We start from the raw sequence: 12,382 nt of genomic DNA, 5'->3' as shown, positions 1-12,382 counted from the left end.
GGTTGGCACGCTTTGAACGGGATCATTTGACGCGGTAGGTGCCGACCGTTGGTCGGCACGCATTGCCCGGTAGGTGCCAATCTTGGTTGGCAATCGCTTCTGCTGCCTCGTGCCAACCAAGGTTGGCACCTACCAACAGCAGATTCATGCAGGCGACGGGGTACTCGCGCCTCCACGATGGCGCGGCTCTACAGGTCCTGCAATACCACCTGCGCGGCATTGTGCCCCGGTGCGCCGGTAACACCCCCGCCGGGATGGGTTCCCGAGCCGCACAGATACAACCCCGGCAGGGCACCGCGATAACCGGCCTGGCCGACCATCGGCCGTGCCGAGAACAGTTGGTTGGCACTGAGCGCGCCGTGGAAAATGTCGCCGCCGATCAGGCCGAAGGTGCGTTCCAGATCCAGCGGTGACAGTACCTGTCGACCGAGCACGCTGTCAGCGAAGCCGGGCGCATACCGTTCGACGGTGGCGATCATCAGGTCGGCCACAGTCTCGCGGTGATCATCCCAGTGACGCCCGTCGGGCAACACCGGCGCCACGTGCTGGCAGAACAGGCTGGCCACATGCTGCCCGGGCGGCGCCAGCGAATCGTCCAGCGTGCTCGGAATCAACATCTCCACGATCGGCTCGCGCGACCAGCCCTCGCGGCGCGCGTCCAGCCACGCGCGGTCCATGTAATCCAGACTCGGTGCCATGATGATGCCCGCACTGAGATGCTCGCCCGGGCCGGGCAGGGCACGGAAGTCCGGCAACCGCGACAGCGCCACGTTCATCCGGAAGGTGCCCGAACCGCAGCGCCAGTTCTCCATCCGCTCGCGCGTAGCTGCCGGTACCTGCGCCGGCTCCAGAAGCTGCTCGTACAGCAGCTTCGGATTGACGTTGGCGATCACCACGCGCGCACGCAGGGTTTCGCCGTTGCTCAATTCCACGCCCACCGCGCGGCCTTGTTCGACCAGCACGCGCCGCACACCTGCATCCACGCGAAGCTGCGCACCGGCCTCGCGTGCCGAGGCCGCAATCGCCTGGCTGATCGCGCCCATGCCGCCGATCGCGTGGCCCCAGGCACCCTTCACGCCATTGCACTGGCCGAACACGTGGTGCAGCAGCACGTAGGCGCTGCCGGGCGTGTATGGACTGGCGTAGTTGCCGACGATGCCATCGAAACCGAACAACGCCTTGATCGGCTCGCTCTCGAACCAGCGATCCAGGTACTCCGCGGCCGAGAGCGTGAACAGGTCCAGCAGTTCCTGCCGCAGCGAGGCATCCAGCGTTGCCAGTTCACGACCGAGGCGGCCCATCTGCCACAGGGCGGGCAGGGCACGCCAACCGCCCGCCACACCCAGGTCGGGTGGCGCACGCAGAGCCCATGCGCGCAGTACGTCGGCGAAGACCTCCAGGCGCGCATCGTACGCTGGCAAGCGCTGCGCATCCCGTTCGGAGAACTTCGCTACTTCGGCCTGGGTGCGGCCTGGTGCCGACAGCAGGTAGCGGTCATCAGGCAACGGCAGGAAGTTGTTGGCGGGACGCGCGACGATGCGCAGCCCATGTACATGCAGCTGCAGGTCATCGATCACCTGCGGCTGCAGCAGCGAGACCGTGTATGACGCCACCGAATTGCGGAAGCCTGGATGGAATTCCTCGGTGACTGCCGCGCCGCCGAGAACGCCACGACGTTCCAGCACCAGCACCTTCTTTCCGCCGCGCGCCAGATAGGCCGCGCAGACCAGGCCGTTGTGGCCACCACCAACGACGATCGCATCCCAGGTCATCAGCACCTCGGAAAAGGGGACGGAGGGGATTAAGTCGCAATCTGCATCTGAGCACAGGGCATGGGGGGGAACGACTTAATTCCCTCCGTCCCCTTTTTTGATTGCCGCTTCGATGGTGGCGATGTCGATCTTCTTCATCGGCATCATTGCGTTGAAGGCGCGCTTGGCCAGTGCCTTGTCCTGGCTGGTCACCGCTTCGATCAGCATGCGTGGGCTGATCTGCCAGGAGATGCCCCAACGGTCCTTGCACCAGCCACATTGGCTCTCCTGTCCGCCGTTGCCGACGATCGCATTCCACAGGCGGTCGGTCTCGGCCTGGTCCTCGGTCTGGATCTGGAAGGAGAACGCTTCGCTGTGCGTGAACGCGGTGCCGCCGTTGAGGCCGACGCAGGGGATGCCGCAGACGGTGAATTCGACGGTCAGCACGTTGCCTTCCTTGCCGTCCGGGTAGTCGCCCGGGGCGTGATGCACGGCGGTCACCGCGCTGTCGGGCAGGAGGCCGGAGTAGAAGGTGGCGGCCTCGAGCGCGCCGTTGTCGTACCAGACACAGATCGTGTTCTTGTGTGCCATGAGCGGCGCTCCGCAGCGGGTGAAGTACCAGCGATAACACGTCTACCGTTAATCCGGCATCTCCTGACACAGGGCGCGTGCGGGCGAGTCAAATAGGACAGAAGTGACCGCAAGTGACTGAAAGGTAAATGAAATATGAGAAATTTTCACTATTGTGTCGAAATTTGTCTTTCAGGATCAAATGGTTACGTTCGTTCATCTGCCATTGCATATGTTTGATTGATGAAATTAAGATCGGGTTCAGCTGTCGTGAAGCCTTCGCCTCGCTGCAGCGCAATTGCCACAGACGCCTGATCTCACTGAATCAAGGAAACTTCATGACCAGCCGCACCAACGTCGCACGGTTGAAGCGCACCGCCCTCGCAGTCGTTCTGACCTCATTCATCGGCGCCGCTGCTGCGCAGAGCACCACCGGCTCGCTGTTCGGCAACGCCCCCGCCGGCGCCACCATTGTCGTGCAGAGCGACTCCGGCCTGACGCGCTCGGCGACCGTCGACAGCAATGGCCGCTACAACCTCGGCTCGTTGCCGGTAGGCAAGTACACGATTACCCAGCAGCGCGATGGCCAGACCGTCGAGCGCCGCGAGAACGTGTTGCTGAGGGTGGGTGGCGGTACTGAAGTGTCGTTTGGCGGCGGCGCGTCCGGAGCCACCACGCTGGGTACGGTGAACGTAGTCGCTGCCAATGTACCGAAGATCGACGTCAGCAATACGGTGTCCAAGTCGGTGGTCACCTCCGAGCAACTGGATGTATTGCCGCTGGGCCGCAGCGCCGAAGCGATCGCGTTGTTGGCGCCAGGCGTGGTCCAGGGCAGTGGCGCCTTCACCAACGGCTCGCGTTCGGTACTGTCATTCGGCGGCTCCAGCGTCACGGAGAATGCGTACTACCTCAACGGTTTCAATGCGTCCAACCCGCTCAACAACCTGGGCGGCGTCAGCCTGCCGTACGGCTCGATCGACCAGCAGGAAACCTACATGGGTGGCTACAGCGCCAGCTATGGCCGATCCACCGGTGGCGTCATCAACCAGCTCGGCAAGCGCGGCACCAATGAATGGCACTTCGGCGTGCAGACGACCTGGTCGCCGGACTCGCTGGCCGCGTCGGCCGCTACTGTGATGTATCCGAACCGCCAGCTGCCCGACCGCTATTCCTATACGGATGACGCGCTGGCCGGCAAGCTGTACCGCTACCGCAAGGATGATGTGGCGACCCGTACCACCTACAGCGGCTATGCCAGTGGCCCGTTGATCGAAGATCGCTTGTTCATCCACCTGGCTGCGGAGAAGGATCGCGTTGAGGGTGTGTCGACCAACAGTGAGGCTGCCTCGCAGCAGGTCCGCAACCACTACACCATCGATTCGCCGAAGTTCTACGGCAAGATCGACTGGAACATCAACGACAGCAATACGCTGGAATACACCCGTGTGCAGAATACCGACCGTGACGGGGGCTACTACCGTTCGTTCGATTACGACGACCTGAGCGAGGGTGATCGCACCGGAACCTTCCCGAACACCACGAAGGTCAAGGACGACTACGACATCTTCAAGTACACCGGCTACCTGACCAACGATCTGACCCTGAGTGCAGTCTGGGGTCGCAGCAAGCAGAGCAATCTGGAGTCCAATCCGGCCAACTCCCTCAATCCCTATCTGAGCAGCCCGGGTACCCAGGATCCGTCCATCACGGGTGGTCGCCCCATCCGCAATGACCAGCCGGAGCTCTACCAGAAGGCCGACGACGCCGGCAGCAAGACGCGCGGCCTCCGGATCGATCTGCAGTATCGCCTTGGCGATCACGAGCTGACTGCCGGTATCGACAACATGTACTACCAGGGGCACAACGAAGGGCAGTCGATGACCGGTCCTGGTTATGCCTGGATCTATGGCCGTGTGGAGCCGGGCGAGTCGCCCAGCCCGGGCTTCGACATCACCCCGCCGCCCGGTGACGGCTACTTCGTGCAGAAGTACATCTTCTCCACCACCACCAGCATGTCGGTGAAGCAGAAAGCCTATTACGTGGAAGACCGCTGGCAGGTCACCCCGAACTGGCTGCTGACCATCGGTGTGCGCAACGACAAGTTCACCAATTACAACAGTGCGGCCGTCGCCTACGTGGAAAGCGGTGACCAGTGGGCCCCGCGCCTGGGCGCGAGCTGGGATGTGTTCGGCGACTCGTCGCTGAAGGTATTCGCCAACCTGGGCCGCTACTATCTGGCACTGCCCAACAGTGTCGCCATCCGTGGTGCTTCGGCGTCCACCTACACCCGCGAGTACTTCGCGTACAGTGGTATCGATGCCAATGGCGTGCCGACCGGCCTGACCGCACTTGGCCCGGGTCCGGTTTCCTCCAACGACGAGTACGGCCAGACGCCGGACCCGCTGTCGGTGGCGCCGACCGACCTGAAATCGCAGTACCAGGATGAGCTGATCCTGGGCTTCGAGAAGACCCTGGGTGAAAGCTGGAACTCAGGTGCGAAGTTCACCTACCGCCGGTTGCAGTCGGCTATCGATGATACGTGTGCATCCGATCGCATCGTCGACAAGCTCGATGCAATGGGTGTGGATAGCAGTAACATGGAAGTTCCGGGGTGCGTGATCTTCAACCCGGGCAAGACCAATACCATCATGGTCAAGCACGCCGATGGTTCGGGCTACACCCCGGTACGCATGAGTTCCAGTGACTGGGGCTTCGGCAACAAGAAGGCCAAGCGTGACTACGTCGCGATTGACCTGTTCATCGAGCACCCGTTGAGCAACAAGTGGTATGGCCGCCTGGACTACACCTGGTCGCGCAGCTTCGGCAACACCGAAGGCCAGGTGAAATCGGACATCGGCCAGGACGACGTTTCCAAGACCCAGGACTGGGATGCCGGCACGCTGATGGAGTATGCCGGTGGTTACCTGGCCAATGATCGTCGTCACCAGCTGAAGGGCTACGGCGCGTACATGTTCAACGACGAGTGGTCCGCTTCGGCAACGCTGCGCATCATGTCCGGCATGCCCAAGAGCTGCCTCGGCTACTACGGCACCAACGAAAGCGATCCGGAGCGTTATGGCGCGGCCTACCACTATTGTGCTGGCTCGCCGTCGCGCCCGGGTGATGCTGGCCGCCAGCCGTGGACCACGCGCGTGGATCTGGGCGTGATGTACCGTCCGGCGTTTGCCGACCACAAGCTGGCCATCGGCCTGGATGTGTTCAACGTGCTGAACCAGCGCCGTGCGGTGCAGACCGACGCGGTCTATGAGGATGGTCCGTACACGGTCTCCAACACCTACGGCATGGGCACCTACTTCAGTGCACCGCGTTCGGTCCGGATTAGTGCGTCCTATGACTTCTGATCGCAGCTTCTGATCTACCTCTCCATGAGATGTGAATTGGACCCCGGCAATGCCGGGGTCCTTTTTTTCTCCCAGGGCAGCAAGCAAAGAAAAGGGCGCCCTGGGGGCGCCCCTTCCCGCTACTGCTATTGCCTATTGATCAGCGCCAGACCTTGATCTGCTCGGCCTCGCTGCGCTGCATCGGCTGGCCGGCCTTGCAGCTGAAGGTGGCACCGAACGCCGGCAGGTTGGCCAGCGTGCCGTTGCTGCGCCACAGGCCCGGTGCACGGATGTCGGCGGTCAGGCGGCGCACGGCTTCGTTCGGCGACAGCTGCTGTGCCCACAGCGCCGACCAGGCGCGGAAGAAGCCCTGCTGCTGTGCCTGCTTGGCCTTCGGCTCCTGTGCGAGATAAGCCGCCCAGGCCAGCTCCAGGCCGGCGATGTCGGCCAGGTTCTCCTCCTGGGTGAGCGTGCCGTTGACCTTGGCACCCTTCACGCCCGGGAAATCATAGCTGCCGTACTGCGCGGCCACGCGGTTGCCGAGCAGGGTCCAGGCGGTCTTGTCGGCCGGAGTCCACCAGCTGCGCAGTTCACCCTTGGCGTCGACCAGAGCGCCCTTTGCATCGATCGCGCGGGTCAGCTCGTGGCCGACCAGGCCACCGAAGCTGCCGAACTTGTCGGCGGCGTCGGCCTTGGCGTTGAACACCGGGCCCTGCAGGATCGCGGCGGTGACGATCAGGCGGTTCTGTGCCAGGTCGTAGGCCAGCGACGGCTGCTGCGGCAGCACGTCCCAGCGGCGGTCGGCGTTGCCCTTGCCGATGCGCTTCATTTCCTCGCGATGGCGCCAGGTCGAAGCAATCAGCATGTTGCCGCCGAACGAGCCACGGCCCATCGGCTGCACGCTGTAGTCGAGGTCGCGCAGCGGGGTGCCGATCTCGATCTTCAGCGCGGCCAGCTTGGCCTGTGCTTCGGTCTTGGCCTCGGCGCTCATCCAGCTGCTGTTCTTGACCGCTTCGATCTGCACTTCGCGCACCTTGTCGACGATCCACGCCGCCTGGCGACGGTCTTCGGCCGACAGGTAACGCGCGGCGTACTCGCGACCGACCATCGGGCCAGCGGCCACGTTGATCGCATCGAGCACGTCTTCCCAACGCTGCGGCGGCAGGGTCTCGCCACGCAGCACGCGGCCGCGGAATTCGAACTCGGCGTCGCGGTAGGCCTTGGACAGGTACGGCGCCATCGAGTCGCCCACGCGCCAGCGCAGGTAAGCCTTCCACTGGTCCGGCTTGAGCTTGGTGACCATGCCGTCGAGCTGCTTGAACAGGCCCGGGTCGGCCAGCGAGACCAGATCGTCATCCACGCCCTGTGCCTTAAGGAAGGCGTCCAGCTGCAGATTGCGGTAGCGGCTGTTGAGCTCCTTGGTGGAGATCGGCGCGTAGTTGTTGAATGGGTTGTTGATGCCGGCCAGCGACTGCGCATTGCGTGCCAGTTCGGTTTCCAGTGCGATCACCGCCTGCGACTCGGCATCCAGCTTGGCGGCCGGGGTACCGGTCAGCGCCAGGATCTGCTTGACGTAGTTGCGGTAGCGCCCCATCAGGGCCACGGTGTCGGCGTCGGTGCGGGTATAGAACGCCGGATCCGGCAGGCCCATGCCGCCCTGCATGAAGTAGCCGATGTGGCGGTCCAGTGCTTTCAGGTCGACGTCCGGGCCGAAGTTGAAGGCCACCGGGATGCCGACCTGATGCAGTGCCGCGATCGAGGCCGGTACATCCTTGGCCTTCTTGATCGCGTTGATGCGGGTCAGCAGCGGTGCGATCGGGTTGGAGCCGTCTGCTTCCACGGCCGCTTCGTCCAGGCCACTGGCCCAGAAATCACCCAGCAGCTTCTGCACGTTGCCCTGCGGCGACTTCATCGCCGCGTCGAGCAGTTCGCGCTGCTGCTGGCGGCTGCGGTCGACCAGCTGGCCCAGTGCGGTGATGGCGCCGGTCTGTGGCACCGGGTTGGCCTTCAGCCAGCCTGCATTGGTGGCGTCGTAGAAGTCGCTGCACTGGGCGCTGACAGCCGGGGCGCGCGCGGCCTTTTTCTTGGCGGCGAAGGCATCGTGGGTCGGGACCAGGGTCGCCAGGCTGATGCCCAGGGCGATGGCAAGCGGACGGAAATTGGGCATGTGGAACGAATCCGTGATGGATTGAGGGCGCGCGCACTATAGCAAGCCGTGCATCGACGCGGCATGCAGGCGTCACGCCGTGTTCGCGGGGCACCGGCATCAGTAGATCCAGGCCATTCGTGGATGACATGCAATGCGCCGCCAAAAGCAAAGGCCCGGGAATTCCCGGGCCTCTGCAGGTCTACCTTGGCATCAGCCAGGGCTTACCAGATCACCACCTGCTGTTCGCCGGCGCGGACCATCGGCGAACCGGCCTTGCACTGGAACGCAGCGGCGAAGGTCGGCAGGTTCGACGGCGCACCCATGGCGCGGAACTGCGCCGGGGCGTGCGGATCGGTGGCCAGGCGGACCTTGGCGTTTTCCGGGGTGTACTTGGTGCGCCACACGGTGGCCCAGTTGAAGAAGAAGCGCTGGTCGCGGGTGAAGCCGTCGACCTTGGCATCTTCCTTGCCGGCGGTGGCCTTCTGCAGGGCGTCGTAGGCGGTGGCAAGGCCGCCCAGATCGGCGATGTTCTCACCCAGGGTCAGGTGGCCGTTCACCGCCTGGCCGTCGACCTTGTACTGGTCGAACTGCTTGACCAGCTTGCCGGTCAGGCCTTCGAAGTTCTTCTTGTCGGCCGGGGTCCACCAGTCTTCCATGTTGCCGGTCGGCCCGAAGCGCGCACCCTGGTCGTCGTAGCCGTGGGTCATTTCATGGCCGATCACCGCACCGATGCCGCCGTAGTTCAGCGCGTCGTCGGCCTTCGGATCGAAGAACGGCGGCTGCAGGATGGCGGCCGGGAACACGATCTCGTTCTGCAGCGGGTTGTAGTAGGCATTGACCGTCTGCGGGGTCATGCCCCACTCGGTCTTGTCCACCGGCTTGCCGATCTTGGACAGGTTGAACTTGTAGTTGAACTCGCTGGCGGCGCGCACATTGCCCAGGAAGCTGTCGCGCTGGGTCTGCAGGCCCGACCAGTCACGCCACTTGTCCGGGTAGCCGATCTTCGGGGTGAAGGTTTCCCACTTGGCGATGGCCTTGGCCTTGGTTTCCTCGCTCATCCAGCTCAGGCCCTGGATGCGTTCCTTCAGCGAAGCTGCCAGGTTCTTCACCAGTTCTTCCATCTTCGCCTTGGCTTCCGGCGAGAAGGCCACCTTCACGTACAGCTGGCCGAAGGCTTCGCCGGCATCATTTTCGATGGTGCCCAGCACGCGCTTCCAGCGCGGCTTCTGTTCTTTCTGGCCATTGAGGGTCTTGCCGTAGAACTCGTAGTTCTCCTGCACGAACGCGTCGGCCAGGTACGGCGAAGCGCTGTCCACGGTGTGGAAGCGCAGGTAGGCGCGCCACACCGCCGGATCGGCGTCGCCCAGTGCCTTGCTCACTTCTTCATGGAAGGCCGGCATGGCCAGCGAGAACTTCTCCGGCGCAGCCACGCCCTGCGACTTGAAGAACTCGGTCCAGCTGAAGTTCGGGGTCAGCTTGTCGGCGTCTGCCAGGGTGACCGGGTTGTAGAACAGCTCGACGTTGCGCGACAGCTCGACGCGCGACTTGGAGGCCTTGGCCAGGCGGGTTTCGAACTTGACCACTTCTTCGGCCTGCTTGGCGGCGTCGGCCGCGGCGACGCCGGACAGCTCCAGCACCTTGGCGACGTGCGCCTGGTAGGCCTTCAGCTTGTCCGCGTTCTTGGCATCGGTGTAGTAGGTGGTGTCCGGCAGGCCCAGGCCGCCCTGGCTGGCGTAGGCCATGTTCACGGCCGAGTTCTTGAAGTCGGCTTCGGCGCCGAAGCCGAACAGGATGTTGTCACCCTTGGCGGCGCTGGTGCGCAGGTAGTTGGCGATGGCTGCCTTGTCCTGCAGGCCGTCGATCGCGGTCAGGTCGGCCTTCAGCGGCTCGATGCCCTGCGCATTGATCTTGGCTTCGTCCATGCCGGTTGCCCACAGGTCGCCGACGATCTTCTCGATATGGTTCGGGTTCTTGACCTGCGCCACCTGTTCAGCCAGCTGGTGCTGCACGGCGACCGAACGCTCGTCGAGGATGGTGAAGGCGCCCCAGCTGGTGCGGTCGCCCGGGATTTCATTGGCGGCCAGCCACTTGCTGTTGACGTAGTCGCCGAAGGCGCCGCAGGCATCCTTGGTGGTGTCCAGATCGCTCGGCTGGAAGGCGTTGTAGGCCGGCAGCTTGCTTTCGTCCAGCGTGTAGTTGGTGGCTTCGGTGGTGGCCGGCGTGGAGGCGGTGGCGTCCTTGGCCGGGGTTTCGTTCTTGCCGCAGCCGACCAGCGCGGCCGAAACGGCCAGGGTCAGCAGTACGATCTTGGGAGTACGGGTCACTTGAATGGCCTCCAGGCCGAGTGAGTCAGGGAAGGGCCGCGGGGACGGCCGTGGGCCGAACGATACGCCGCCGGCCTGTCCTGCAAGGGTGTCGAAGGTCATGGCCGGGCGCAAGGGCCAGAACGTGCAAGGGCGCCCGGTTGGGCGCCCTTGCATGGACATTGTTCTGGTTACAGACCGCCGCCGCCGCAGCCCTTGCCAAGATAGTCGTCGATCAACCTGAGCTGGTCGCCCATGATCGCGCGGGTCCAGGCCGGCCCATGCGCATAGTCGGCGATGGCGTGGAACTCGACCGGCTGGCCCGAGCCCTTGGCCTTGTTCACGAACCACTCCGATTGCTCGATGGGGACCGTGCGATCGCGGTCACCGTGGTAGACCATCAACGGGATCTTCATTTCACCGGCCTTGTCCAGCGGGTTCAGGCCGTCCACGGTCTTCGACTGCGCTTGGCGGAAGAATGGGTTGGTATAGAAACGTGCCCAGATCTTCTTGATGTCCGAGACGCCGGCACCGGCAATCGCGCACTTGTACAGGCCGTTCGGGCGAACCGAGGCGGCAAACGCGGAGTAGCCACCGTAGGAAAAGCCGAACATGGCAATGTGGCCGGGCTGGGCGATCTTCTGGTCGATCATCCACTTGGCGCCGTCATCCTTGTCGTCCTGCATCTTCTGGCCCCATTCGGCGTCACCGGCCATCCAAAGCTTGCGGCTCCAGTCTGCGGAGCCGCGGAACTGCGGGCGCAGTACGGCCATGCAGCGCGATGCCATCAGCGGTACCCACATCGAACCATCGAAGTCCATGCCATCGCGGGCCCACGGACCGCCATGCGGGTGCACGACCGCCTTCCAGGGACCGGCACCGCACAGTTCGGTGTTGGGGGTGGTCAGGAACGCCGGAATATCCAGCCCATCGCGGGCTTTGTAATAGACCAGCCTGGTATCGCCCAGCGCAGCCGGATCGATCTTCGGATAGGACTTGGCCAGCAGGGTCAGCTTGCCGTTTCGCAGCAGGTGATATTCAGGCGGATTGGCCGGTCCAGAGACGGCCAGCACGAAGGTCTTCAGGTTCTTGCTGTAGTCGACGACGCGCACCGCACGGCCGGTATCGGCCTGGGTGGTCGCGCGCTGACCCGTCGCGGGATCGACCAAGGTGACTTCGCTGGACTGGATGCCCAGGGCCTGGCGTACGCCTTGGTTGAGGCCCTTGAACACCGGATGGGTCCATTCAACTTCGTTCTCGCGAGGGCCACTGTAGGTCACGCCGAGCAGTGCGCCGAACGGCACGCCCTCCACATCCTTGTAGCGGTTCACATGAACTGAACCTGCATTGAAGAATTTGTGCTCGAACAGCACTTCCCTCTGTTTGCGTGCAGTGATGTCGTACTCGTAGATGATGGTCTTGTCGCGGCCGACGTTGCTCTGGATGAAGGCGATGTTCGGGTCATCGGCGAAACCGACGACCTGGGTGATGTCGCGGTCCTTCACATGCGAGCGGAAATGTTCTTCCCACGCGTTGGTGGCCGGGTTGCGGAATTCGGTGGCGACGTAGGCACCGGTACCATCCACGTCCTGGCGCAGGCGTGCGCGCAGTTCGCTGTTCAGATCGGTGAGGTAACCGGCGACGCGTTCTTCAGTCTTCTGGATGCGCTGGGATGTGAAGCTGCGCAGGTTGACTTTGTAGACGTCTCCCGAGTTGCTGCCCGAACCGTTGACCACCAGGATGTGATCCGGGTCGTTGGGCAGCGTGTCCAGGACCGTGGCATTGGACAGTGCCTGCTCCAGTTCTTCATTGCGGCTGGTGGCACGTGGAACGCTGATTGGCTCCTTCCACTGCTTGCCTTCGGTATCGGTGATGAAGAACTTGCTGATGAATGTCTTGTTGACGCGGTCGGTACGCAGGTCGAATGGCTGCCACAGGGTGACCGCCAGCAGTCCGTCTTTGATGAAGCTCACGCTCTGGAACTTCATGCGGCCTGCGCCGATCGTGGTGGGCGCTGCGCTGAGGTTGTCGGTCTTCCAGACCAGGATCACACGATCTTCGCCGCGGGCTTGAAGCCCGGCGATCTGAGTGCCGTCCGGAGACACGGAGAGACTTGATATGTCCGGGAAGGCGGCCAGCTGTTCGATCGTTGGGACCGCCGGCTTGGCATGGAGGTGCAGCGGCGCGGCGACGGCCAGCGCGGCCAGCAGCAGATAGTGCTTCATGCTACGTCTCACTGTATCCGAGCAATGGGAGAGTGGGCGTTGC

Annotated in this window: 6 protein-coding genes; 1 reads left to right on the top strand and 5 read right to left on the bottom strand. The window is 63.6% G+C overall.

From position 1 onward, the window contains the following. Window positions 1–188: 188 nt before the first annotated feature. Window positions 189–1,772: a phytoene desaturase family protein gene (locus tag SMAL_RS14650; protein ID WP_012511743.1), complete on the bottom strand. Its 1,584-nt coding sequence runs from the start codon at window positions 1,770–1,772 to the stop codon at window positions 189–191. A gap of 75 nt (window positions 1,773–1,847) precedes the next feature. Beyond that, a complete protein-coding gene (locus SMAL_RS14645; RefSeq protein WP_012511742.1) occupies window positions 1,848–2,342 on the bottom strand; it encodes a VOC family protein in 495 nt (164 codons plus the stop codon). 317 nt (window positions 2,343–2,659) lie between these two features. Between SMAL_RS14645 and SMAL_RS14640 the strand changes: the two genes are divergently transcribed. Continuing rightward, entirely contained in the window at window positions 2,660–5,683 is a 3,024-nt protein-coding gene (locus SMAL_RS14640; RefSeq protein WP_012511741.1) for a TonB-dependent receptor, read from the top strand. A 139-nt stretch (window positions 5,684–5,822) separates the two neighbouring features. Here SMAL_RS14640 and SMAL_RS14635 read toward each other — a convergent pair whose 3' ends face one another. The 3 genes from SMAL_RS14635 to SMAL_RS14625 form a co-directional block, all read right to left on the bottom strand. Next, window positions 5,823–7,829, bottom strand: a complete 2,007-nt coding sequence (locus SMAL_RS14635; protein ID WP_012511740.1) for a M13 family metallopeptidase — start codon at window positions 7,827–7,829, stop codon at window positions 5,823–5,825. Window positions 7,830–8,032: 203 nt separating this feature from the next. Beyond that, window positions 8,033–10,135, bottom strand: coding sequence for a M13 family metallopeptidase (locus tag SMAL_RS14630; protein WP_041864570.1), 2,103 nt, complete (start codon window positions 10,133–10,135; stop codon window positions 8,033–8,035). 170 nt (window positions 10,136–10,305) lie between these two features. Then, a complete protein-coding gene (locus SMAL_RS14625) occupies window positions 10,306–12,339 on the bottom strand; it encodes an alpha/beta hydrolase family protein (RefSeq protein WP_012511738.1) in 2,034 nt (677 codons plus the stop codon). Window positions 12,340–12,382 lie beyond the last annotated feature (43 nt).

Source organism: Stenotrophomonas maltophilia R551-3 (assembly GCF_000020665.1).
In the GTDB taxonomy this organism is placed as follows: domain Bacteria; phylum Pseudomonadota; class Gammaproteobacteria; order Xanthomonadales; family Xanthomonadaceae; genus Stenotrophomonas; species Stenotrophomonas maltophilia_L.
This window is presented reverse-complemented; position numbering and strand designations above follow the sequence as displayed.